This is a genomic window from Sphingomonas qilianensis (assembly GCF_039614825.1).
GTDB classification, from domain to species: domain Bacteria; phylum Pseudomonadota; class Alphaproteobacteria; order Sphingomonadales; family Sphingomonadaceae; genus Sphingomonas; species Sphingomonas qilianensis.
Map to the genome: position 1 here is coordinate 65472 of NZ_JBDIMF010000005.1, position 23806 is coordinate 89277.

A 23806-nucleotide genomic window follows, 5' to 3' on the forward strand; every position below is an offset into this window, starting at 1 on the left:
GGGGAACAGCCTTAATTCTGCGGCGTGGTCGCGCGCGCGTCCTGGCCATCGCCTTCCGGCGCTGCGACGATGTCGCGCGTCGTGCCAGCCTTGTCGACCACTGCGGTATCGGGATCGCCGACATCCGAGCGGATGCCATCCGCCGCGGTGTCGGTCCCCGCCGCGGTCAGCGTCGCGCTTTCCGAGGCGCTGCGCGCCGCCGTGCCGCCGAACAGCGCGTCGAGCGCCTGCGCGTTAGGGTTGCCGGCCGAAGTTGGTGCCGCGCCGGGCTTGGGCGGCACGAGCGAGAAATCGGGCGGGATCACGAGTGGCGCCTGGCGCGCGACGGCGAATTCGTCCGGACGGGCGCGATCATAGCCGCTTTTGCCACAGGCCGAGAGACTCATCACCACGACACTCGCGGCGGCGATCGACACCAACTTACGCATTCGAATTCTCCACTGGTGCCTGGGCGGCATCCGTCTTCTTGTCCCGTATCAGAAGCGCGCGGACGAGCAAGACAAGCACGCCTATCGTAATCGCCGCATCGGCGACATTGAATACCAAAAACGGCCGCCACGTGCCGATATGCAGATCGGCGAAATCGATCACGTAACCGAGCCGAATGCGGTCCAGGATGTTGCCGATCGCCCCCCCAAACACTAGCCCCAGCGCCAGGCGATCATACCGGTTGGCCTCGCGCGTCATCCACACCGCGACGCCCAAAGCGATCGCCGCGGTCAGCGCGACAATGCCCCAGCGCATGGCATCGCTGCCCGCCGGCAACAGCCCTAGCGACACGCCGATATTGGGCACGAAGCGCAGGTCGAAGAACGACACGATTTCGCGATACGCCCCAAGATGATCGATGCCGAGCGAAACGGTGACCCACAATTTCACCGCCTGATCGATCAGGAAAACGGCAGCGGCGGTGACGAACCCGCCAGCCGCGACGCGGCTCATGCCACTACCCCCGGCTGCACGACTTCGGCGCAACGGTCGCACAGCGCGCCATCGTCCGTCACTTCGGGCAGCAAGCGCCAGCAGCGACCGCATTTATGATAATCGCTTGGAGTCACCGTAATCCCATCGCCCTCCGTGACTTTCGCCACGATGAACAACTCGGCAAGCGCGGCGGGCGACAGTAACGCCTCGGGCACCGTCACCTCGGCTTCCAGGCTGGAACGGATGCGCTTCTCGCGGCGCAGCGGCTCGATTGCCTCCGTCACCTGCACGCGCAGCGCGCGGACATCGCTCCACTCGGTCGAGGCGGCATCGTCGCCCGGCAAAGCGGGCAATTCGGGCCATTCGAGATAATGGACCGAACCGTCTTCCGATGGGAAGCGCACCTGCCACACTTCCTCGGCGGTGAAGCACAGGATCGGGGCGGCATAGCGCACCAATGCGTGGAACAGGATGTCGAGCACCGTGCGGTAGCTGCGGCGTTTAATGTCCGTGGGGGCGTCGCAATAGAGCGAATCCTTGCGGATATCGAAGAAGAAGGCGGAGAGATCCTCCTGCGCGAAATCGGTCAGCAGGCGCAGATAGCGGTTGAACTCATAGCCTTCCGCCGCCGCCTTGAGCTCGACATCGATCATGCCAAGGCGGTGCAGCACATAGCGCTCCAGCTCGGGCATTTCGCGCACCGGCACCTTTTCGGCATCGGTGAACCCGTCGAGCGCACCGAGCAGATAGCGGAACGTGTTGCGCAGCTTGCGATACGCGTCGCTGGCCGTGCTGAGCACTTCCTTGCCGATCTTCACATCGTCGAAATAGTCGGTCGAGGCGACCCACATGCGCAGGATGTCCGCGCCCGATTCCTGGATGATCTTGAGCGGATCGACGACGTTGCCGAGCGACTTGGACATCTTGCGCCCGGTCTGGTCGAGCGCGAAGCCGTGCGTGAGGACGGCGTCATAGGGCGCACGGCCACGCGTGCCGCTGCTTTCCAGCAGCGAGGACTGGAACCAGCCGCGATGCTGATCCGAGCCTTCGAGATAGAGGTTGGCACGCGTGCCCTCGCCGTAGCGCGCCTCGATCACGAAGGCATGTGTGCTGCCGCTGTCGAACCACACGTCGAGGATGTCGTTGATCACCTCGTAATCGGCGAGATTATGGTCCGCGCCGAGCAGCGCCTGGTGATCGGCGGCGAACCAGGCGTCGGCACCGGCTTCCTTGAAGGCCGCGAGGATGCGCGCGTTGACGTGCGCGTCGTTAAGATACTCGCCCGTCGCGCGATTGACGTAGAGCGCGATCGGCACGCCCCAGGCGCGCTGACGGCTGATTACCCAGTCCGGGCGGCCTTCGACCATCGCGCGGATACGGTTTTCCGCGCGGGCCGGCACCCAGCGGGTGCGCGCGATGGAATCAAGCGCGATTTCGCGCAGGGTGGCGCCATTATCTCCCCTCCCGCTTGCGGGAGGGGTTGGGGGAGGGCTTGTCACGGCGAGCGCTGCATCCGCGGACACGCCCTCCCCTAGCCCCTCCCGCGAGCGGGAGGGGGATTGTTCACGATCCATCGGGATGAACCATTGCGGCGTCGCGCGGAAAATCACCTTCGCCTTCGAGCGCCACGAATGCGGATAGGAATGCGCGAAATCGTCGCTCGCGGCGAGCAATGCGCCCGCCGCGCGCAGATCAGCACAGATCGGGCCATCGGCGGACACGAACTTCTTGTTGATCACGCTCCCCTGCCCGCCGAGCCACGCCCAGTCGGCGCGGTACATGCCCGCGCCATCGACCGCGAACACCGGATCCAGGCCATATTGCTTGCACAGCAGGAAATCGTCCTCGCCGTGGTCGGGCGACATGTGGACGAGCCCGGTGCCGGCATCGGTGGTGACGAAATCGCCCGGCAGGAACGGGCGGGGTTTCGCAAAGAAGCCGCCGAGCGCGTGCATCGGGTGGCGCGCGGTGGCACCTTCGAGTTGCGCGCCTTTGCCGCGCCAGAGGGTCGCACCCCGACCGGCTGCATCGCCGTCGTCATCCCGGCGAAGGCCGGGATCCACCAAGCCGCGTTCGCCCAAGGGGGTGAGTGGATCCCGGCCTTCGCCGGGATGACGGGAGGCAAAAACCCGGAAATAGAAAGTGTCGATAAGCGATTCCGCGATCAGAAATCGGCGGTCGCCCTCCGACAGGAGAACATACTCGATCTCCGGCCCATAGCTCAGCGCCTGGTTGACCGGGATCGTCCATGGCGTGGTCGTCCAGATCACGGCATGCGCGCCGACCAGTTCCGGCGCGTTCGGCGCGTCGACGATCTCGAACGCCACGTCGATCTGCGTCGACACCACCTCCTCATACTCCACCTCGGCCTCGGCCAGCGCGGTCTTCTCGACCGGCGACCACATCACCGGCTTGGCGCCGCGATAGAGCTGGCCGCTCTCGGCGAACTTGAGCAGTTCGCCGACGATCGCCGCTTCTGCGTCGAACTTCATAGTCAGATACGGATCGGCCCAGTCACCCATCACGCCCAGCCGCTCGAACTGCGCGCGCTGCACCGCGACCCATTTCTCGGCATAGGCGCGGCATTCGGCGCGGAACTGCGCGACCGGCACCTCGTCCTTGTTGAGCTTCTTGGCGCGATACGCTTCCTCGACCTTCCATTCGATCGGCAGGCCGTGGCAGTCCCAGCCCGGCACGTACGGCGCATCCTTGCCCAGCAGTGACTGGCTGCGGACGATGATGTCCTTCAGCACCTTGTTCATCGCATGGCCCATATGGATGTCGCCATTGGCATAGGGCGGGCCGTCATGCAGGATGAAGCGCTCGCGCCCCTGGCGCTGCTCGCGCAGGCGATCATACAGGCCGAGTTTTCCCCACCGCGCGAGAATTTCCGGCTCTTTGGCGGCGAGGCCGGCCTTCATCGGGAAGTCGGTCTTCGGCAGGAAGACGGTATCGCGGTAGTCGGGCGCTGTATCGGTCATAGCGCCGGGCTTTAGCGGGAGGCGGGGCCGGACACAAACGGCGTTCGTGCGGGCTTGTGAAAGGAAGATTGGCGCGCGCAGAGGCGCGGAGAACATAGAGGGAAATGACGACGACCGCCGCTTCTCCTTCTAGCTCCGCGTCCTCTGCGCCTCTGCGCGAACCATAATATGCCTAAACAAGGTGGTTCACGCGAAGGCGCGAAGCTCATGGTGCGCGCCTTCGCGTGAAAGCCCTTGTCTATGCCGCCGCCAGCAGCAGCCGCGCGCGGGCGCAGTCGGCGTCCATCTGCGCGGTCAGCGCGTCCAGGCTATCGAACTTCGCCTCGGGTCGCAGATACTCGATCAGTTCGACCTCGATCTCCTGCCCATACAGGTCTTCGGCAAAATCGAAGAAATACGGCTCGAGCAATTCCTTGGGCGGATCGAACGTCGGGCGGATGCCCAGATTGGCTGCACCGTGCAGCACGCCCCCGTCGGGAAGCCGCCCGCGCACCGCATAAATGCCGTATGCGGGGCGAAGATACTTGCCCATGTCGACATTGGCGGTGGGATAGCCGATCGTACGGCCGAGCTTGTCGCCATGTTGCACGACACCGCGGATTGCGAATGGCCGCGTTAGCAGCCGTGCCGCCTCGCGTGGATCGCCGGCGATCAGTGCGTCGCGAATCCGGCTCGACGAGACGGGTACTCCGTCCAGCGCCACCGCGCCGACAGTCTCGACCGAAAAGCGCAACGCCGCGCCGAACTCCGCCATCACCCGGACATTGCCGGCCTTGGATTTGCCAAAGGTGAAATCCTCGCCCGTCACAACCCCGCCGATCGCCAGGCCATCAACCAGGCGTTGCTGGACAAATTCTGCCGCCGTCAGACTGGCGAGCACGGCATCGAAGCTGAACACGACCATCGCATCCGCGCCCGCTGCCACAAACAATTCCTCGCGCTGATCGAGCGTGGTCAGCCGGAAGGGGCGCGTATCGGGCTGGAAATAGCGCACCGGGTGCGGGTCGAACGTCGCCACCAGCGCGGGCCGCCCCTCGGCCCGGGCGCGGGCCACCGCGGCCCCGATCACCGCCTGGTGGCCAAGATGAAATCCGTCGAAATTACCCAGCGCGACAATCCCGCCGGCCAGCGCCGCAGGAATGATAGCGCCGCCCTCCAGCCGCTGCATGGGGCGGCTATAGGGGCCAGTTGAAAGCGGCGCCAGACTTCTCAAGCACTCAGCGCACCAACGTCACGAAGCTATACGCCGGCCGCGCGCCCTCCGCGGCAAAATTTTCCCGCGCCGTTTCCCGCCAGCCAGCAAACGCAGGCACGTGGGCATCCCCCTCGGGCGTCACATGGATTTCCGTCAGCTCCACCGCATCCGCGCGATCAACCAACAGCGCATAAATCTCTGCCCCCCCGATCACCGCGACATCGCCCGGCCCAGCCAGCGCGAGCGCCTCGTTCACCGAATGCGCCACCTCCGCCACTGGCGCCGACCAGCCCGCATCGCGCGTCAACACGATATGCCGCCGTCCCGGCAACGGACTGGGGAAACTCTCAAACGTCTTACGCCCCATGATCATCGGCTTGCCCATGGTCCGCGCCTTGAAGCGCTTGAGATCGGCGGGCAGATGCCACGGCATTTTGCCGTCTTTGCCGATCACCCCGTTATCGGCGCGCGCGAGATACAGCGTGATCACACCGCCACCGCCGCCTTGATATGCGGCTGCGCCTCATAACCCGTCAGCGCGAAATCCTCATACTCATAGGCATCGATCGCGCCCGGATCGCGCCGGATTTCCAGCCGCGGCAGCGCGGTCGGCGTGCGCGTCAGTTGCTCGCGCGCCTGCGCCAGATGGTTGGAATACAGGTGGCAATCGCCGCCAGTCCAGATGAACTCGCCGACCTCCAGCCCGCACTGCTGCGCCAGCATGTGCGTCAGCAGCGCATAGCTCGCGATATTGAAAGGCACGCCGAGGAAAATGTCCGCACTGCGTTGGTAGAGTTGCAGCGACAGCTTGCCGTTCGCGACATAGGTCTGGAACAGACAATGGCACGGCGCCAGCGCCATCGCGTGCAAATCGCCGGGATTCCAGGCCGTTACAATCTGCCGCCGCGAAGCCGGGTTGGCTTTGATCTGCTCGACCAATTCCTTGATCTGATCGATCTGCCGGCCATCGGCAGTGACCCAATCACGCCATTGCTTGCCATAGACCGGGCCGAGATCGCCCTTGGCATCGGCCCATTCGTCCCAGATGCGCACGTTGCGCTCCTGCAACCACTGCACATTGGTGTCGCCGCGCAGGAACCATAACAGCTCGACGATGATCGAACGCAAATGCAGCTTCTTGGTGGTGAGGACGGGAAAACCCTTGGCCAGATCGAAGCGCATTTGCGCGCCGAACACGCTGAGCGTGCCTGTACCGGTACGGTCCATTTGGTCGGCGCCGGTGTCGAGTACACGGCGCATGAGATCGAGATATGCCTGCATTGACCGAGCTTAGCCGGGGCAATGCAGCACGCCAAGGGTCCCGCGATCCTGCGGGATCGAATCGCCTACACTGTAGGATCCCTGTGCTTCCCAAGCCGTGCTGCGTCCGCGACGCCCGGTGCCTTATCGCAAACGGCAGGGCCTGATCGTTTTGGGATCGGGCCGTGGCCCCTCGGCGCGGAACGTTGCGAGATAGCCGCCGACGCTCGGCATCTCCTCCATTGATACTTGGGTGTAACCGACGCGCGCGAATTCGCATTTCAGCAGCGCCGGAGGCGTGCCGTGATCGCGCGTCGGGCGATTGGCGTCGACCACCACGACGGTGCCGTCGCGGCGCAACGACGGGCGCATGCGCCAAAGGAACTCGTAGGGCTCGGCGATCTCGTGATACATATGCACCATAAAGATCCGATCGAAGCTCGCATCGGGCAATTTCGGATCAGACGGGGTGCCGAGTCGCACGCTGACATTGTCCAGCCGCTCGCGCGCAACGCGCTCGGCGAGGGCATCGCGCACGTCCTCCACGATATCCTCGGCCAGCACGCGACCGTCCTTGCCGACACGCTGGGCCAGGCGGATGGTGTAATAGCCTTCGCCCGAGCCGATATCGGCGACGGTCATCCCGGGCTTGATGCCCGATTTGTCCATCACCCGCCCCGCTTCGTTCAGCCGGTCACGTGCTTCCTCGGTCGACCAGCGCGACGACACGATCGTCGCAACCGGGCGATCCGCGGCCGGAAAGGCGGCAATCCTTTCCTCCGGCGGTTTGGGCGCACTGGGCGCGGCTTCGCACGCGGCCAACATCAGCAAACCCACGACCACCAGGGTCGGAAGATGACCGCGCCCACGCCTCAATCGACGTCCTCTACCTCAACCGCCTCGCCCGTCACGCGCTGCGACAGCGCGGCGGCCATAAACGGATCAAGCGCCCCGTCGAGCACGTCCGCGGGCGCGGTAGAGGTCGTGCCAGTACGCAGATCCTTGACCAGCTGATAAGGCTGGAGAACGTAGGATCGGATCTGGTGGCCCCAACCGATGTCGGTCTTGCTGGCATTCTCGACATTGGCCGCTTCTTCGCGGATCGATAACTCACGTTCGTACAAGCGGGCGCGAAGCTGATTGTAGGCTTCGGCCTTGTTCTTGTGCTGCGAGCGCTGGTTCTGGCACTGGACGACGATTCCGGTCGGTATATGCGTGATCCGCACAGCGGAATCGGTGGTGTTGATGTGCTGACCGCCAGCGCCGCTTGCGCGGTACGTGTCGATGCGCAGGTCGCTTTCATTATACTCGACGTTGATGTCGTCATCGATCACCGGATAGACCCACACGCTCGAGAACGACGTGTGGCGACGCGCCGCGCTGTCGTAGGGCGAAATGCGCACGAGACGGTGCACGCCGCTTTCCGTCTTCGCATAGCCATACGCATTCTCGCCCTTGACCAGCAGCGTCGCCGATTTGATCCCGGCCTGCTCGCCCGCATGGTAATCGATCAAATCGACCTTGTAGCCATGTCGCTCGGCCCAGCGCGTATACATGCGCAGCAGCATGCCGGCCCAATCCTGGCTCTCCGTGCCGCCGGCGCCGGAATTGATCTCGACATAGGTATCATTGGCATCGGCCTCGCCGGAGAGCAGCGCCGTGACCTTATCGCGGTCCGAGCGTTCGGCGAGCTCCGCGAGCGCGGCGACGCCTTCCGTCTCCATCTCGGTATCGCCCTCGGCCTCGGCCATCTCGATCAGCTCGACATTGTCGCTCAGTTCGCGTTCGATGTTGCGCGTGGCGGTGATCGCCTCGTCCAGCCGGCGACGTTCGCGCATCACGTCCTGCGCGGCCTTGGGATCGTTCCAGAGCGACTGATCTTCGACGCGCGCGTTCAACTCGTCGAGCCGGCGCAGCGCGCGGTCCCAATCGAGGGAACGGCGCAACAGAGCCAGCGCGGCGTTGATCGTTTCGACATGTGCCTGCGCTTCGGCGCGCATGGTGGTAACTCCGGATGGATAGGGGAGCCGGACCCGCCGGCTATCGCAATATAGGGCGACTAGTAGATTCCGCCCTCTCTCTGCAAGAAATCGCTGTCGACGCGTTGCTCGGCCCGCTGCTGAGCGCGGGCGGCACGTGCCTTGGCGGCAGCGGCGGCAATTGCGGGATCGGCCACGACCCCTGCCCGGCGGATTGCGCGGCGCGGTTCGCTTTCTGGCTTGAACGCTTCCCAGATCACGGCGGCCTTAGGATCGGTGCCGGGCCATGTGCCGTATACGGGCTTGCCGCTGGCGCGATCGATCCGCACCATGCGCACGCCTTCGGGCGCACGAAACGGCAATTTATCCATGCCTTCATAGGCTTTGACAGCCCACTGCTTAAAGATCGGCGCAGCGACCGTGCCGCCCTGCACCGCACTGCCAAGCTTCCGCGGCGTATCATAACCAATATAGACGCCAGCGATCATCTGCGGCGTGCCGCCAATGAACCATACGTCCGTCGGCCCGGAATTGGTGCCGGTCTTTCCGAACATCGGGCGATCGAGATCGCGCAGCACGGTGGCGGTGCCGCGCTGGATCACGCCCTCTGCGATATGCACCATCTGGTACGCGCTGATCGCATCGAGCACCTGCTTGCCGCGGATCACCGGGCGCGGCATCGCCTTGCCGTTCCAGTCGGGCGCGTTGCAGCCATCGCAGGCACGCCAATTCTCCGGCCATACGACCGTGCCGTGACGATCCTGCACAAAGTCGATCAACGTCGACGGATGCGCGCGGCCTTGATTGGCGAGGATGGCGTAAGCGTTGACCATGCGTGACACGGTGGTTTCGCCGGCACCCAAAGCGAAAGAGAGATAGGCGGGATATTTGCCGACGCCGATCTGATCCATCAGCCCGACGACCTTGTCTATGCCGGTCTGGCTGGCGGCGCGCACCGTCATCAGGTTACGCGATTGCTCGACGCCCCAGCGCATGGTGTGCGGCCCGGCGCCACCGCCGCTGAAATTGCGGAAACATTTCTGGCCCAGCCGGGCGCCTTGATAGACGCAGAACGGACCATCGACGATGATCGAAGCGGGCGTCATGCCATTGGCGAGCGCAGCGGCATAGACGATCGGCTTGATCGTCGAGCCGGGCTGGCGCTGCGCTTGGGTGGCGCGGTTGAACGCCTGGATGCGGGCATCGAACCCACCCTGCATCGCCAGCACCCGGCCCGTCGCCGGCTCCTCGACGACGAAGGCGCCGGAGATCTTGGGCACGCTGCGCAGGGCGAAACTGCCACCCTCCGGCGCCACGGCGATGATGTCGCCGACCTTCAGCGCGTTGAACGCGGTACCGCCCTGCCCGCGGGGGGGCATTTGCGCCGATGAGCGGGGCAGTTCGCCGGTCTCGCCGTTGGAGAAACCGAGCGTCGCCGCACTCGAACCGGTGGCGATGACGATCGCCGGGCGCCAGTCCCGATAGTCGAGCCCGACATTGGTGTTGAGCATCGCCGATTGCCAATTGTCACCGGCAATGTCGACGTGCAGCAGCGGACCGGACCAGCCGCGGCCGCGCTCGAAGCGGAGCAAGCCATCCCGCAGCGCTTCCTGGGCGAAATTCTGCTGCTTCTCGTCAAACGAGGTGCGCACCCACAGGCCACCGGCATAGACGCTGTACGGCCCGCCCTGCGCATCCTCGCCGAACTTGTCGATCAGCTGGCGGCGGACTTCCTCGACGAAATAGCCCGAACCGGCAACCTGCGCCTTGGGCGTCTGGCGAGGCACGGTGCCGAGCGGCTCGGCATTGGCCGCGGCATATTGGCTTTGGGTGATGAAGCCGTTCTTGAGCATCTCGCCGAGGACATAATTGCGGCGGGCGAGCGCCCGATCGGTGTTGCGGATCGGATCGTAATTGGCCGGGCCCTTGGGCAGAATGGCGAGATAGGCCAGCTGCGCCAGATCCAGATCCTTCAGATCCTTGCCGAAATAGGCATAGCTCGCCGCGGCGACGCCGAACGCGTTGCGGCCCAAAGCGATCTGATTGAGGTACAGCTCGAGGATCTGCGGCTTGGTCAGCGTATCTTCGATGCGGTAGGCCAGGATCGCTTCCTTGGCTTTGCGCATATAACTGGTTTCATTGCCGATCAGCAGGTTCTTGGCGACCTGCTGGGTGATCGTCGAGGCGCCGACCGGGCGGCGGTTGCTGCGCAGATTGTTGACCAACGCCGCGGCGATGCCGGGATAATCGACGCCGTGATGCTGGAAAAACGTCTTGTCTTCGGCGGCGATGAAGGCGTGGACGAGCAATTTGGGATATTCGGCGTAGCTCAATTCGACGCGGCGCTCGCGGGCGTAGCTGTAGATCGGATCGCCATCGATGCCGCGGACGTTGGTCGGCAAGGGCGGTTCGTAGGCGCGCAATTTATCGACCGAGGGCAGATCGCGCGCCACCAGCAGCCAGATCAGCAGCAGCCCGATACCGCCCAGCGCGGCGAGGACGACGAGCGCCTTGACCCACCAGCGCCCCCACCAGCGGCGGAGGACAGTATCGCCGCCATCGACATCGCGACGGAGGCGGAAAGCGACGGGCGGGGAGTCTGGGGCAACCATGTGACCCCAGCCTCTAGCAACTTTCTCGCCGCTTGCCAGCCTAGGCTAAACGGCGGGCGGGGCCGACGACCCCGCCCGTCCGGCAGCTTAGCGGCAGCGGGCCGCGGTGTTGCCGCGGTTACCGCGACGATTGTTGTTGTTGTTGTTGCCGCTCTTGTCGATCGCCTGGCCAGCCAGGGCACCGCCGGCCGCGCCGATCACGGCCCCCAGCAGACCCGAACCACCCGGCGCGATCACCGCACCCAGCGCACCACCGGCGAGACCGCCGACGATCAGCCCGGTCGTGCCATCGTCACGACGGCAATAATAGCGGCCATCGTTACCGCGATAGACGCGATCGTTGGCCGAGAGCTGACGCTCACGATAGCGGCGGTTATCCTCGCGATAGTAACGCCCGGCATCGTAACCGCCATAAGCGGGATCCGGATTGTTATAATCATAACGGCTATAATCGCCGGCGCCGGCATAACCGGGGCGGCCGCCCTGATCATATGTACTGCAGCCGGCGACCATGGTCGAAGCGGCGATCAGACCGAGTGTAAGTGCGCGCATCTGGCATCTCCCTGTTGAATACCAGCCCAATGCAGCGTGCCGACACTTCGTTCCATCAATCGCCTTTTGTTAGGGACGATTTGCGCTGCTGCTCGCCGGTATCATCCTGCTGTCGATCGAGCTGATCGCCGGGGCGACGCGCATCGCCCGGCGCCTGATGCTCGGTGGAGATATTGGGCGCGGGCTGCGTGGTGGTGGGCGCGTTGGCGCTGTCCTCGCCGGCATGATTCCCGGTGGAGATGTTGGGCGACGGCTGCGTGGTCGTCGGCTTGTCCTGCGTCATGCTCATTCCTCCGGTATCGGCCGCTCAATTATCCGCGCCGGTCTGGCTGTTCATCTCGCCACGATCGGCGACCAGGCTGGGCGCGGGGCCGGTGGCGGGGCGCAGCGCCTCGCGCTCGGCCGCCGACATCGGCGCATCCATATCGGGCCGGAAATCGACCGGCGCGCGCACCGAGCCATCATTGTGCGGCTGATCCAGCGCGAGATCGGGCGCCTGATGCTCGGCCGAGCCCGGTGCGACCAGATCGGCGATGCGGCGGCGCGAGAGGAAGCCGGCGACCGCCGCGCCGATGGTGAGCACGACCGCGCCGATCGACAGAGCGGTGGCGCCGCGCGAGCGGGCGGGCCGGGGCGATGCGCCGCGCGCGTCGGCGCGGGTGTCGGTGGCGCTGGTATCAGCCGGGCGCGGATGCTTGGTATGCTTGGCCATTGGTGCTTCCCTTGAATGGATCGTCGGAAGCGTAACCAGCGGGCAGCGCCAGCGTTCCGGCGGGCGGGGATGCGGATGGCGCGGCGGGCGCGGCGGGCGCGGCGGGCGCGGCGGCGGTAAGCGCAGTACCACCGAACAGGGCCTGGCGCGCGGCATCCATATCGCTGAAGAACAGATCGCGGCGCTCGGCCAGCTCGGCGCATTGCTGCGCATCGAAATGCAGCGGATCGCCGACCAAGGCGGCTTCCTCCGCAGTCAACCGGCGTTCGTATTCGATATGCCCGAATTCGCCATATTCGCGCCCGTCAAACGCCGCGGGCGGGGGGAAGAAGGTGTGCCATTGCTGATCCTCCTCATCCCACCAGACCGGATCCTCCACCTCGTCGGGATCGGGCGAATGTTGACAATGTTGAGACGCGGACGCGGAATCGGTGGGGGCGGCGAAGGCGAGCAGCCCGGCGGCCTCGGCACGCGCCCATTGCTCCGCACTCCACCCCGCACGATCATGCGGATCGAGATCGGCGATATCCACTTCGCCGGCAGTGGCGACGCCGGTGCGGACCAGGCGATCGGCGGCAGCGAGCGCGGCGATCGGCGCGAGATCGGCCAGCGCCTCCCCCTCCCCCGACAGACTCGCGCTGCGCATGGCGAGGAACAGCCCGGCGCGCGCCGGGCCATCATCGCGCGCGACGAGATCGAGAAAGGCATCGAATTCCTGCGCAACGAGCCGCGCCGCCTTCACATCGGCATCGGGGGCCTGCTCGACCTGGCGATCGAGCCGCGTGAGCAGCCCCAGAGCGAGGCGATTATCGTGGCGGTGGCGCGTGACGCTGGTGCCATCGGGGCGCACCACGGTATCCACCTGCCCTTCCAGCGCGCGGACCAGCAATGTTTCGGCGATGCAATCGCGCGCGACCAGCGTGGCGGCGCGCCAGCCGAGCGCGAAGGCAGCGCCCTTGGCGGTGCGGCGGAAGGCATAAGCGGACGCCGGCGACAGCCCGACGCGCCCGCACGCGACCTCGATGCCATAGCCCTCGGCAATGCCTTCGAGGAACAGCCGCTGATTGGCGGCAGACCAGCCATCGGCGCGGCGCGAGGACAGGAGCGGCGTTTCGTCTGCGGGCAGGAACGTGTCGCTGGGAATGTGCAGGGTCATCGGAACCTCCTCATGAGAACATAAGGAGAACTAGATATGCTGGAATGGGGCTTGTAGGACAGCCCCGCCGGCAAATAAATTTGCGGGGCGAATTTAGCGCTAAAGGCGGGGCCGGCCGGCGCGGCCTCAAGCCGCGACCGACGACGCGGCTTTGCCGCGGCGCTGGGCTTCGACGCCAGCCGGAGGCACCGCCAGAAAATGAAGTCCGCAGTCTTATCGAGTTGATATCATTTCTCCGACGTCGGCGCGGCTTCCGTCACCGTATCCGGCTCCTTTATGCGCAGCCTCGCCTTAAATGGCGGATAAGCTTGAGATAATTGATCGAGAATAAGATTGATCAGCTTAACACTATCCGGCGCTACGCTACCCATATCCAGCCTTGGCGGAGCAGGAACACGGTGATATCTATGAAGCGGATTTAGACAAAGATCAAAAACAGTATCCCTTACGGCGCCCCAGTGTCCGTGAACATATCCCGACGGCCATCCGTAAAATTTATCGTAGACCGGTTTAACTCCTGCCTCTTCACTCATTTTACGAAGATCTGATTTGGCCCAATTTCCTAAGTCAATTTCTAGGAACTCTTGCCAACGATCCTCATTGGCCAACTGTTCCAATTCGTCCGGACGAACGTAAGATGGAACTTCGCTATCGGACAAATCAACGAGCTTCAAAAAAGCCAACTTCGCTTGGCCGTTTCCGTGAACGCGATAACGCTTCCAAAATGTCTCGGTGTCATTTTTGAGCAAGAATGCAAACGTTACATATATCTCAACAATTGTTCTTATGAAGAATCTTCCCTGAAGCCTTCTATGCGAGCCCGACGACAATAAAGTAATGTGCAGCGTAATAGCATATAGACACATACCAAAAACGCCATCCATGCGCGGATCAATATCCGTCGTCTTTAGTGAATCATAAAAATGATTGCTTACAGCATCATATAGCTTGAACGCCTCGTCGGCCATCCGCTCTATTTTGATAGCCTTCGGCTTCCGGAAAGGGGCGGGATGGCATTTTGTACTGTTGAGACATTCCTGCCAAAATGCTATGGGCCACCCACTCGTCGGGCCATCTTCCGGCACAACAAACGCCATTTCTGCGGCCCTGATTGATGGTCTTACTTTACGCATGTCGCCGTACGTCGGGTATTCCATGACCTCGCGTAAATGCTCACGCATCGTTTCCGCAAAATGCATCTTACCACTAGCAATCAAACAGATTACCCGTAGCCACCTAATGTCAGTCGCAGCCTGTGATTGATGCCAGAGATTCTCGGCAATCCCCTTTCCAAGCAACTGCCAAGCCGTTTCCTCTTCTTCGAGGATCGGCAGATGGCGAAGCCAGTGATCGCGATCGGGCAAGTTTTTAAGTAATAGCAACGGACTTAGCTGAAATAGCCGATCTTTGCTACTTAAGATCGGATCGAATAATTTATCAAACTGAACGTCAGTAAGCGTCGCGAAGCGCGAGTGCCCCATGCCATCACATTTAATATCTTGATTGTCGTGAGCTGAGTCAGCCAGCTCACGAAATATCGAAAGATAACTATCACGTTTATTTTGAGCACATATCAAGGTAGCCCATACCATCTCAGGCAAACGATCATCGCGCCACGAAGATAATTCAATCTTTCCGGGCAGGCGTGCATACGGGGGGATCAGCGTCTTGCCTTCGCGGTGATGCTGATCGAGGCTGGCCCCGGAGTGTTTGCTGGACCGCTTCTTTGATGCCACTATCTCGCTTTCAACAAAGGCTTCAAAATACCGCGCGATAAAGCTTGCCGCGACTTTACCTGGTCGGGCGTGCCTTCGGCGACCTTCTCGCCGCCCGATCGATTACCAAGTCCTTGGGCTTAGCGCCGTCGCATCATACGGCTTGCACCACGCTATGATCGACCGCGCGGGCGGCATAGGCGAGGCAGGCGTTGACGTCCTCGCGCGACAGATAGGGAAAGTCGGCCAGCAGCTCGTCGATGCTGACCGGCGAGGCCAGCGCGTCGAGCACGTCGCTGACGCGCATGCGCGTGCCGGCGACGATCGGCCGGCCGCCGCAAACATCCCGATCGATGACGATGCGCGAATTCATGTGCGCAACATGCGGAGCGTTGGGGCGGGCGTCAAGGTTGGCGCCCTACCCCTCCACCACTCGGCTGCGCCGAGCGGTCCCCCTCCCCGAGACAAGCTCGGGGAGGAATTAGGCGGCGGCTGCCTTCGACTTCAACAACGGCTTCAAATACCGCCCGGTAAAGCTCGCCGCGACCTTCACCACCTGCTCCGGCGTGCCTTGGGCCACGATCTCGCCGCCCTTTACGCCGCCCTCCGGCCCGAGATCGAGCACCCAGTCCGCGGTCTTGATGACGTCCAGGTTATGCTCGATCACCACCACCGTATTGCCCTGCTCGACCAGCTGGTGGAGCACTTCGAGAAGCTTGCGCACGTCCTCGAAATGCAGGCCGGTGGTGGGTTCGTCGAGGATGTACAGCGTCTGGCCGGTGGCGCGGCGGGAGAGTTCCTTGGCGAGCTTGACGCGCTGCGCTTCGCCGCCCGACAGCGTCGTCGCCTGCTGGCCGACCTTGACATAGCCCAGGCCTACCTCGACCAGCATCGCCATCTTGTCGCGGATCGGCGGCACCGCCTTGAAGAATTCGACCGCATCCTCGACCGTCATATCGAGCACGTCGGCGATGCTCTTGCCCTTGAACTTCACCTCCAGCGTCTCGCGATTGTAGCGCGCGCCGTGGCACACGTCGCAGGTGACATAGACATCGGGGAGGAAGTGCATCTCGATCTTGAGCAGGCCATCGCCCTGGCACGCCTCGCAGCGGCCGCCCTTGACGTTGAAGCTGAAGCGGCCGGGCTTGTAGCCGCGCGCGGCGGATTCGGGGAGGCCGGCGAACCAGTCGCGAATCTGCGTGAAGGCGCCGGTATAGGTGGCGGGGTTGCTGCGCGGGGTGCGGCCGATCGGCGACTGATCGATATCGATCACCTTGTCGAGATATTGCAGCCCGGTGATCTTGTCATGCTTGCCCTGGACGATGCGCGCGCCGTTCAGCTCGCGCGCGGCGGCGGCATAGAGCGTGTCGATCGTGAAGCTGGATTTGCCGCTGCCGCTGACCCCGGTGATGCAGGTGAAGGTGCCCAGCGGCAGGCTGGCGGTGACGCCGCGGAGATTGTTGGCGACGGCATTGTGCACGGTGAGCTTCTTGCCGTTGCCCTTGCGGCGGGTCTTGGGGACGGCGACTTCGCGGCGGCCCATTAGATAGTCGGCGGTGATGCTGCCCTCGGTGTTGAGCACTTCTTCCAACGTGCCTTGGGCAACGACTTGCCCGCCATGCACCCCTGCCCCCGGCCCCATGTCGATGACATAGTCGGCGGTGCGGATGGCATCCTCGTCATGTTCGACGACGAGCACGGTGTTGCCGAGATCGCGCAGGCGGCGGAGCGTCTTGAGCAGCATGTCGTTATCGCGCTGGTGCAGGCCGATGCTGGGCTCGTCGAGCACGTACAGCACGCCCGACAGGCCGCTGCCGATCTGGCTGGCGAGGCGGATGCGCTGCGATTCGCCGCCGGACAAGGTGCCCGAGGTGCGGTTGAGGTTGAGGTAATCGAGCCCGACATTGTTGAGGAAGCCGATCCGCTCGAGGATTTCCTTCAGGATGCGTTCGGCGATGGCGTTCTGCTGGTCGCCCAATTGGCTGGGGACCTGCTCGAACCAGGCGAGCGCATCGACCACCGAGAGGCGGGTGACCGAGGAAATGTCGCGCATGCCGATCTTGACCGCGAGCGCCTCGGGCTTGAGCCGCGCGCCGTGGCACACTTCGCACGGGGCGCTGGACTGGTACTTGCTCAGTTCCTCGCGCATCCAGGCGGAGTCGGTCTGCATCAGGCGGCGGTTGAGATTGCCTATCACGCCTTCGAACGGCTTCTTGACGTCATACGACTTCTTGCCGTCGATGAAGGTCAGCGTGACGGGCTTGCCCTTGGTGCCATAGAGGATCGTGTCCTGGATCTGCGGGTCCAGATCGGCCCAGGCGGCGTCGAGATCGAAGCTGAACTCGCGCGCGAGGCTGCCCAGTACCTGCATGTAATAGGGGCTGGGCGGGTTGGATTTGGCCCAGGGGAACACCGCGCCCTTCCTGATGCTGAGCGCGTGATTGGGGACGACGAGATCGGCGTCGAACAGCATCTTTTCGCCCAGACCGTCGCAGGCCGGGCACGCGCCTTGCGGGGCGTTGAACGAGAAGAGGCGCGGTTCGATCTCGGCGATGGTGAAACCGCTGATCGGGCAGGCGAACTTCTCGCTGAACACGATGCGCCCCGGCGGCGCATTGTCGCCGAGCACTTCCTGCTTGGGCGTATGCGCCTCGACCGGATCGGCCGGATCGACATAAGCGAGGCCTTCCGCCAGCTTCAGCGCCGCCTCGAAGCTCTCCGCCAGGCGCGTGGCGACGCCCTCGCCCACCACCAGGCGATCGACCACCACCTCGATGTCATGCTTGTATTTCTTGTCGATCGCCGGCGCCTCGTCGATCTCGTAAATCTCGCCGTCGATGCGCACGCGGGTGAAGCCGGCCTTCTGCCATTCGAGCAGCTCCTTCTTATACTCGCCCTTGCGGCCGCGCACGACCGGGGCGAGCAGATACAGCCGCGTACCCTCGGGCAGCGCCAGGACGCGATCGACCATCTGGCTGACGGTCTGCGCGGCGATCGGCAGGCCGGTGGCGGGGCTGTACGGGATACCGACACGCGCCCACAGCAGTCGCATGTAATCGTAGATCTCGGTGACCGTCGCGACGGTCGAGCGCGGATTGCGGCTGGTGGTCTTCTGCTCGATCGAGATGGCGGGCGACAGGCCCTCGATATGATCGACATCGGGCTTCTGCATCAGCTCGAGGAACTGGCGGGCATAGGCGCTCAAGGATTCGACGTAGCGGCGCTGACCCTCGGCATAGATGGTATCGAAGGCGAGGCTCGATTTGCCGCTGCCGGAGAGGCCGGTGATCACCGTGAGCGTATCGCGCGGGATGTCGATCGAGACATCCTTGAGGTTATGTTCGCGCGCGCCGCGCACGGAGATATGAGTCAGCATGCCGGGAGTTCTACTTCTGTTCTGATTTCGAGGCTAGTCCTTGCAAATAGGGACGGTGCGCGGCTTTCGCCAGCGCGGCGCAAGACCGTCTCGCAGCCGACTGATGATGAAATATCGTCAGCGCAATTGGCGGTCATGCCGCTGCTGACGGTGGGGGAGTGCTATTCCTAGCCGCGGCCGCGCAGGCCGGGGACCATGCGGCCGAGCACGGCATCGCGCAGCACGTAGTGATGGCGCAGCGCGGCGGCGACGTGGAGCACGACCAGCGCCAGCATGACCCAGCCGAGCAGACCGTGCGCGTTGCCCGCGGCGCTGCCGACCGACGGGCCGACCGGCAGGTATGGCACGTCGAACAGACCGAAGAAATCGAGCGGGCGGCGCTTGGCCGCGCCCGAGACCATCGCCCAGCCGCTGAGCGGCAAGGCCAGCATCAACGCGTAGAACAGGAAATGCGTGCCCCCCGCGACCGTCCGCTCCCACGGCGCGATGCCCGTCGAATACGGCGGCGGGCGATGCGTGAGGCGCCAGGCGATACGCCCGAGCGTAAGCGCCAGCACGGTGAGCCCGATCGACTTGTGCACCGGCATGACCCAGCCGAGCCCATCGAACAGATTTTCGTGCAGCAGCCCGAGCGCCAGATTGGCGAGCACGAACAGCGCGATGCTCCAGTGAAACCAGATCGCTACGCGGTGGTAGCGTTCGGCATGGAGCAGCGCGCCGGCCATCGCGCCTACTGCAGCTGCAGTTCGGGCGTGGGCAGCTTGCCCTGCGCCATCTGGCGGCCGAACACGTCGCGCATCAGCGACAGCGAAAAGAGATGCGCATAGATCAGCGGCAGCATGCCGTTCTTGTGAATCTTGCGCAGCTGATCACCGCGAAGATCAGCAAGCTTCTCTTCGTTGATCATCTGGAAGCCGCGATAGATGAACGGTTGTGCTGCGCCATCCGGCTGGATCGAGATCTCGCCATCCATGAGCAAGCCCATTTCCTTGATATCGTTCATGAAATTGCCGGTGCGCGCGCCGGCTTCCTCGAACGACTCGTTGAAGCTCAGGATATTAGTCACAATTTCGGTCGGTTTGCCATCCTCGAACAGCGGGCGGCCATCCTCGAACGCGCCGAGCGTTTCGGTGGTGGGATCGAAGCACAGCGACAATTCCTGCGCATCGGGGCGCAGCTTGGCGAGCAGATAGGGATAGCGGCGGATATAAGCGGGCAGATAGATCGTCGGATCGTTGAGCCGGCCTTCATCGTCAAAGAACACGTTGACGCCCTCGTTCATGCCCATCAGCGCGATCGGCACGGCATCGTCACCCAGCGTGAAGACGATCGGCATGTGACGCTGCACCAGCGGGAATTCCTCGACCGTGACGGGCACGGCATGCTGGCCGACGACGAAAGGCGCGCTGGTCGCCTCGCGGACCTTGAAATTGGCATGCACCTCGGACGAGAGAGGCTCGAGCGCCTTGTAGAAAAGCGGGAGCTGGACGTTCTGCGGCGCGCTGGCCATCGGTATCTCCATCGACAAAAGGCCGCCCCCCCGGCGGCATACAGGTGTGTCGCTCTATGGCGTGGCGGGCGCCCGCGCAAGCGCGACCAATTTGCCGGGATTGAGCAGATTGTGCGGATCGAGCCCGCTCTTGATCGCCCGCAGCGCCGCCATGCGCGCAGGCCCGGCGAGCCGTTGCAGCTCGGCCAGCTTCATCTGGCCGATGCCGTGTTCAGCCGAGATCGAGCCGCCCGCCGCGGTGACGAGATCGTGGACGAAGGCGGTGACCACGGGAGCGAGATCGCCATACCAATGCGCCGGATCCATGCCGGCGGGGGCGCGGACGTGAAAATGCACGTTGCCGTCCCCCAGATGGCCGAAGCCGCTGGCGTGCGTACCCGGAAAACGCGCATCGCAGGCGGCGGCGGCATCGAGCATGAAATCGGGCATCCGCGCGACCGGCACGGAAATGTCATGCTGCGCGGCGGGGCCGAGCGCGCGTTCGGATTCGGACAGCGAATCGCGGATGCGCCAGAAGGCTTCGGCCTGCGCCTCGCTCGCCGCGATCACCGCATCGGCGGCCAGGTCGGCGGCGAGCGCGGGGGCGAGCAGGCGTTCGAGCACCTGCGCGGGGGGCTCGGCGGCGGGATCCGTCGTCACGGCCTCGATCAGCACGTGCCAGGGATGCAGACCGGCGAGCGGCGCGCGCGTGGCCGGGATGTGACGCAGCACCGCGGCGAGCGATTCCGCAGGCAGCAGTTCGAAGCTTTCGACCGCCTGCGTCGCGGCTTCCAACTGGCGCAGCAGCGCCAGCGCGGCGTGCGGGCTGGCCAGGCCGACCCAGGCGACCGCGCGCGCGGCGATCGCTGGCACGAGCCGCACGGCGAGCGCGGTGATCACCCCCAACGTGCCCTCCGCACCGACCAGCAAATGATCGAGATCGTAACCGCGATTATCCTTTTTGAGCGCGGTGAGACCGTCATGGATCTGGCCATCGGGCAGCACCGCCTCGACCCCGGCGACGAGGCTGCGCATCGTGCCGAAGCGCAGCACCTGCGTGCCGCCGGCATTGGTGGAGGCGAGCCCGCCAAGCGTGGCGCTGCCGCGCGCGCCAAGCGTGAGCGGGAAACGGCGGCCTGCCGCCAGCGCGGCATCGTGCAGATCGGCGAGGATCACGCCCGCCTCGACGATGGCGAGATTGGCCGCCGGATCGACCTGGCGGATATGGTTCAGCCGGCGCAGCGAGAGGATCAGCGCGCTGCCATCTGCCGGCGGGGTGGCGCCGCCGACCATCGAGGTGTTGCCGCCTTGCGGCACGAGCGGCACGCGGTGTTCGGCGGCGAGCCGGACGATCGTGGCGACCGCGGCGGTACTGTCCGGCGCGAGGATCGCGGCGGTGCGCCCGTGATAGCGGCCGCGCCAATCGTGCAGCCAGGGCTCGATCGCGGCGGGATCATCGATCACCACCTTGTCGCCGAGCGCGGCGCGGACAGCGTGGAGCAGGCGGGATTGCGCGGGGTTCATGCCGCTCGACTATCACGGCGGCAGCAGCGGTGACAAATTCATCGCGCGTTCAAACGTTTCGCGTACCATGGGGCATCGATGGCGAATCCCCTCCCCTCCTTATTGCTGCTGATGCTCGTCGCGCCGGCGCCGGCGTCCCCGCCGCGTGGCGCCGCGCCGCCGCCGCGCGGCTGGGGCATGACGCAGATGACCATCCGCCAGCGCATCATCATCCGCACGCAGCGCCAGGTGGCGCCAGTCAGCCGGCCGTTGCCCATGCCGGACGATGGCCCGCGCGTGTCGGAAAAAAAGGGGCCGAAATGCGTGCCGATCGAGCGGCTGGCGGGCACCGGGGTGACGCGCAAAAACAGCGTGGACCTGTTGCTGACCGATGGCACGATGCTGCGCGCCAAGCTGGATGACGATTGCAAGGCGCTGAATTTCTATGGCGGGATGTATCTGCGCAAGACGCCCGACGGGCAATTGTGCGGCAAGCGCGACGTGATCCGCGCGCGATCGGGCGGCGCGTGCCCGATCTCCTCGTTCAAGAAGCTGAAGCCGAAGAAATAGGGCGGGACGCACCGCCGCCGTCACCCCCGCGAACGCTGGGGTCTGATGGCGCTCCTGCCCGCCCTGTGCCGCCTGATATCCCAGCGTGCGCTGGGATGACGGCGGTGGCGCACCCCCCGAAACGCCGTTTATCTTGACATTTGGCCCTTAATCCGCAAGCGCTCTGCCGGTTGGCATGGCGGCTTCTCCCCTGCCCTTTACATCCGGATACTGCATGACCTTCGCCGATCTCGGCCTTTCCGACCCGCTTTTGAAAGCCATCGGCGAATCCGGCTATACCGAGCCGACGCCGATCCAGGCGAGCGCGATTCCCTCCGTGCTGATGATGCGCGATCTGGTTGCCGTGGCGCAGACGGGGACGGGCAAGACCGCCGCCTTCGTGCTGCCGATGATCGACATTCTGGGCGAAGGCCGCAGCCGCGCGCGCATGCCGCGCAGCCTGATCCTCGAGCCGACGCGCGAACTGGCCGCGCAGGTGGCCGAGAATTTCGAGAAATACGGCAAATATCACAAGCTGAGCATGGCGCTGCTGATCGGTGGCGTGTCGATGGGCGATCAGCAGAAGGCGCTGGAAAAGGGCGTCGACGTGCTGATCGCGACGCCCGGGCGGCTGATGGACTTGTTCGGGCGCGGCAAGATCATGCTCAACGGCTGCGAACTGCTCGTCATCGACGAGGCGGATCGCATGCTCGACATGGGCTTCATCCCCGATATCGAGGAAATCTGCACCAAGCTGCCCAAGACGAGGCAGACTTTGCTGTTCTCGGCGACGATGCCGCCGCCGATCAAGAAGCTGGCCGACAAGTTCCTGTCCAACCCCAAGACGATCGAAGTGGCGCGCCCGGCGACCGCCAACGTCAATATCAAGCAGTGGGTGGTGCCTGTTTCGAGCGCCAAGAAGCGCGACAAATTGACGCAACTGCTGCGCGCGCAGGACGTGACCACCGCGATCATCTTCTCCAACCGCAAGACGACGGTGCGCGAGCTCAACAAATCGCTGCAGAAACTGGGCTTTCGCTCGTCGGAAATCCACGGCGACATGGAGCAATCGCAGCGCATCGCCGAGCTCGACCGGTTCAAGGCGGGCGACGTCAACATCCTGGTGGCGAGCGACGTGGCGGCGCGCGGGCTGGACATCAAGGGCGTGAGCCATGTGTTCAACTTCGATGCGCCGTGGCATCCGGACGATTATGTCCACCGCATCGGCCGCACCGGGCGCGCCGGCGCGACGGGCGTGGCGTTTACTTTGGTGACGCCCGACGATGCCGAGAATATCGACAATATCGAAAAACTGACCGGCATGAAGATCGAGCGCTATGCTGCGGCCGATGCGCCGGTGGAGACGGCGGACGATACGGCGGATGGGGCCGCGCCCGCGGCGGACGCACCACGCGAGGAGCGTAGCCCCCGCGCGCGGCGTCGCCCGGCGGCGCGCGGCAGCGCGCCGGTGGCCGCACCGATCGAGCCGGAAGCGCCGCCCGCGCGCGAGGCGCGGGCGCCACGCGAGGAACGCCCGGCCCGCACACCACGGCCCGAGCGCGAGAAGCGCCCGGCACGTGAGGAGCGTCCTGCCCGCGACGAACGCCCGTCCCGTGAGGAGCGTCCCGCGCGTGAGGAACGACCAGCCCGCGAAGAGCGCGCCCCGCGCCCGGCGCGCGACAGCCGCCCGCCGCGCAGCGATGCGCCACCGCCGCGCTATCAGCAGCAGGATGCGCCCGATGATGGCGGCTGGAACGGCCCGATGCCGAGCTTCCTCAACGCGCGGCTGATCGTCGACTGACC

At 64.6% G+C, this 23806-nt stretch carries 21 protein-coding genes; 2 read left to right on the forward strand and 19 right to left on the reverse strand.

The features are described from left to right. Positions 1–11: 11 nt before the first annotated feature. The 19 genes from ABC969_RS12015 to ABC969_RS12105 form a co-directional block, all read right to left on the reverse strand. Positions 12–428 carry a DUF3035 domain-containing protein gene (locus ABC969_RS12015; protein ID WP_345865244.1) on the reverse strand — a complete coding sequence of 139 codons (417 nt, stop codon included), beginning with the start codon at positions 426–428 and terminating at the stop codon, positions 12–14. Next, positions 421–942, reverse strand: coding sequence for a signal peptidase II (lspA, locus tag ABC969_RS12020; RefSeq protein ID WP_345865245.1), 522 nt, complete (start codon positions 940–942; stop codon positions 421–423). The genes ABC969_RS12015 and lspA overlap by 8 nt, the downstream gene beginning before the upstream one ends. Continuing rightward, a complete protein-coding gene (locus ABC969_RS12025; RefSeq protein WP_345865246.1) occupies positions 939–3905 on the reverse strand; it encodes an isoleucine--tRNA ligase in 2967 nt (988 codons plus the stop codon). Before ABC969_RS12025 ends, lspA begins: the two co-directional genes overlap by 4 nt. A 238-nt stretch (positions 3906–4143) precedes the next feature. Further along, positions 4144–5073, reverse strand: coding sequence for a bifunctional riboflavin kinase/FAD synthetase (locus tag ABC969_RS12030; protein ID WP_345865247.1), 930 nt, complete (start codon positions 5071–5073; stop codon positions 4144–4146). 49 nt (positions 5074–5122) lie between these two features. After that, positions 5123–5590: a dihydrofolate reductase gene (locus ABC969_RS12035; RefSeq protein WP_345865248.1), complete on the reverse strand. Its 468-nt coding sequence runs from the start codon at positions 5588–5590 to the stop codon at positions 5123–5125. Beyond that, complete coding sequence (locus ABC969_RS12040) at positions 5587–6381, reverse strand: thymidylate synthase (protein ID WP_345865249.1); 795 nt, start codon at positions 6379–6381, stop codon at positions 5587–5589. The genes ABC969_RS12035 and ABC969_RS12040 overlap by 4 nt, the downstream gene beginning before the upstream one ends. 123 nt (positions 6382–6504) lie before the next feature. Next, positions 6505–7185, reverse strand: a complete 681-nt coding sequence (locus tag ABC969_RS12045; RefSeq protein WP_345865250.1) for a class I SAM-dependent methyltransferase — start codon at positions 7183–7185, stop codon at positions 6505–6507. A 47-nt stretch (positions 7186–7232) separates the two neighbouring features. Beyond that, entirely contained in the window at positions 7233–8360 is a 1128-nt protein-coding gene (prfB, locus tag ABC969_RS12050) for a peptide chain release factor 2 (RefSeq protein ID WP_345865251.1), read from the reverse strand. A 59-nt stretch (positions 8361–8419) separates the two neighbouring features. Beyond that, positions 8420–10951, reverse strand: a complete 2532-nt coding sequence (locus ABC969_RS12055; RefSeq protein WP_345865252.1) for a penicillin-binding protein 1A — start codon at positions 10949–10951, stop codon at positions 8420–8422. 87 nt (positions 10952–11038) lie between these two features. Then, positions 11039–11503 carry a hypothetical protein gene (locus ABC969_RS12060; RefSeq protein WP_345865253.1) on the reverse strand — a complete coding sequence of 155 codons (465 nt, stop codon included), beginning with the start codon at positions 11501–11503 and terminating at the stop codon, positions 11039–11041. 55 nt (positions 11504–11558) lie between these two features. Continuing rightward, positions 11559–11786: a hypothetical protein gene (locus tag ABC969_RS12065; RefSeq protein WP_345865254.1), complete on the reverse strand. Its 228-nt coding sequence runs from the start codon at positions 11784–11786 to the stop codon at positions 11559–11561. A 24-nt stretch (positions 11787–11810) separates the two neighbouring features. After that, positions 11811–12215, reverse strand: coding sequence for a hypothetical protein (locus tag ABC969_RS12070; protein WP_345865255.1), 405 nt, complete (start codon positions 12213–12215; stop codon positions 11811–11813). After that, positions 12181–13371, reverse strand: a complete 1191-nt coding sequence (locus tag ABC969_RS12075; RefSeq protein ID WP_345865256.1) for a hypothetical protein — start codon at positions 13369–13371, stop codon at positions 12181–12183. The genes ABC969_RS12070 and ABC969_RS12075 overlap by 35 nt, the downstream gene beginning before the upstream one ends. A gap of 227 nt (positions 13372–13598) precedes the next feature. Further along, entirely contained in the window at positions 13599–15107 is a 1509-nt protein-coding gene (locus ABC969_RS12080) for a DUF5677 domain-containing protein (protein ID WP_345865257.1), read from the reverse strand. 133 nt (positions 15108–15240) lie between these two features. Next, a complete protein-coding gene (locus tag ABC969_RS12085) occupies positions 15241–15459 on the reverse strand; it encodes a DUF433 domain-containing protein (RefSeq protein WP_345865258.1) in 219 nt (72 codons plus the stop codon). 108 nt (positions 15460–15567) lie between these two features. After that, positions 15568–18462, reverse strand: coding sequence for an excinuclease ABC subunit UvrA (uvrA, locus tag ABC969_RS12090; protein ID WP_345865259.1), 2895 nt, complete (start codon positions 18460–18462; stop codon positions 15568–15570). Positions 18463–18629: 167 nt separating this feature from the next. Next, positions 18630–19187, reverse strand: a complete 558-nt coding sequence (locus ABC969_RS12095; protein ID WP_345865260.1) for a cytochrome b — start codon at positions 19185–19187, stop codon at positions 18630–18632. Positions 19188–19192: 5 nt separating this feature from the next. Then, positions 19193–19972: a SapC family protein gene (locus tag ABC969_RS12100; protein ID WP_345865261.1), complete on the reverse strand. Its 780-nt coding sequence runs from the start codon at positions 19970–19972 to the stop codon at positions 19193–19195. 54 nt (positions 19973–20026) lie between these two features. After that, positions 20027–21475, reverse strand: coding sequence for an FAD-binding oxidoreductase (locus ABC969_RS12105; RefSeq protein ID WP_345865262.1), 1449 nt, complete (start codon positions 21473–21475; stop codon positions 20027–20029). Positions 21476–21553: 78 nt separating this feature from the next. On the opposite strand from ABC969_RS12105, the gene ABC969_RS12110 reads away from it, so the two are divergent. After that, complete coding sequence (locus tag ABC969_RS12110; RefSeq protein ID WP_345865263.1) at positions 21554–22024, forward strand: hypothetical protein; 471 nt, start codon at positions 21554–21556, stop codon at positions 22022–22024. 214 nt (positions 22025–22238) lie between these two features. Beyond that, positions 22239–23804: a DEAD/DEAH box helicase gene (locus ABC969_RS12115; protein WP_345865264.1), complete on the forward strand. Its 1566-nt coding sequence runs from the start codon at positions 22239–22241 to the stop codon at positions 23802–23804. Positions 23805–23806: the final 2 nt, after the last annotated feature.

Coding starts and splice junctions, on each gene's coding strand:
- ABC969_RS12110 (WP_345865263.1), top strand. CDS start 21,554: ATGGCGAATCCCCTCCCCTCCTTATTGCTGCTGATGCTCGTCGCGCCG.
- ABC969_RS12055 (WP_345865252.1), bottom strand. CDS start 10,951: ATGGTTGCCCCAGACTCCCCGCCCGTCGCTTTCCGCCTCCGTCGCGAT.
- ABC969_RS12025 (WP_345865246.1), bottom strand. CDS start 3,905: ATGACCGATACAGCGCCCGACTACCGCGATACCGTCTTCCTGCCGAAG.
- ABC969_RS12070 (WP_345865255.1), bottom strand. CDS start 12,215: ATGGCCAAGCATACCAAGCATCCGCGCCCGGCTGATACCAGCGCCACC.
- ABC969_RS12105 (WP_345865262.1), bottom strand. CDS start 21,475: ATGAACCCCGCGCAATCCCGCCTGCTCCACGCTGTCCGCGCCGCGCTC.
- lspA (WP_345865245.1), bottom strand. CDS start 942: ATGAGCCGCGTCGCGGCTGGCGGGTTCGTCACCGCCGCTGCCGTTTTC.
- ABC969_RS12065 (WP_345865254.1), bottom strand. CDS start 11,786: ATGACGCAGGACAAGCCGACGACCACGCAGCCGTCGCCCAACATCTCC.
- ABC969_RS12040 (WP_345865249.1), bottom strand. CDS start 6,381: ATGCAGGCATATCTCGATCTCATGCGCCGTGTACTCGACACCGGCGCC.
- prfB (WP_345865251.1), bottom strand. CDS start 8,360: ATGCGCGCCGAAGCGCAGGCACATGTCGAAACGATCAACGCCGCGCTG.
- ABC969_RS12060 (WP_345865253.1), bottom strand. CDS start 11,503: ATGCGCGCACTTACACTCGGTCTGATCGCCGCTTCGACCATGGTCGCC.
- ABC969_RS12100 (WP_345865261.1), bottom strand. CDS start 19,972: ATGGCCAGCGCGCCGCAGAACGTCCAGCTCCCGCTTTTCTACAAGGCG.
- ABC969_RS12015 (WP_345865244.1), bottom strand. CDS start 428: ATGCGTAAGTTGGTGTCGATCGCCGCCGCGAGTGTCGTGGTGATGAGT.
- ABC969_RS12095 (WP_345865260.1), bottom strand. CDS start 19,187: ATGGCCGGCGCGCTGCTCCATGCCGAACGCTACCACCGCGTAGCGATC.
- ABC969_RS12030 (WP_345865247.1), bottom strand. CDS start 5,073: ATGCAGCGGCTGGAGGGCGGCGCTATCATTCCTGCGGCGCTGGCCGGC.
- ABC969_RS12085 (WP_345865258.1), bottom strand. CDS start 15,459: ATGAATTCGCGCATCGTCATCGATCGGGATGTTTGCGGCGGCCGGCCG.
- ABC969_RS12115 (WP_345865264.1), top strand. CDS start 22,239: ATGACCTTCGCCGATCTCGGCCTTTCCGACCCGCTTTTGAAAGCCATC.
- uvrA (WP_345865259.1), bottom strand. CDS start 18,462: ATGCTGACTCATATCTCCGTGCGCGGCGCGCGCGAACATAACCTCAAG.
- ABC969_RS12075 (WP_345865256.1), bottom strand. CDS start 13,371: ATGACCCTGCACATTCCCAGCGACACGTTCCTGCCCGCAGACGAAACG.
- ABC969_RS12045 (WP_345865250.1), bottom strand. CDS start 7,185: ATGTTGGCCGCGTGCGAAGCCGCGCCCAGTGCGCCCAAACCGCCGGAG.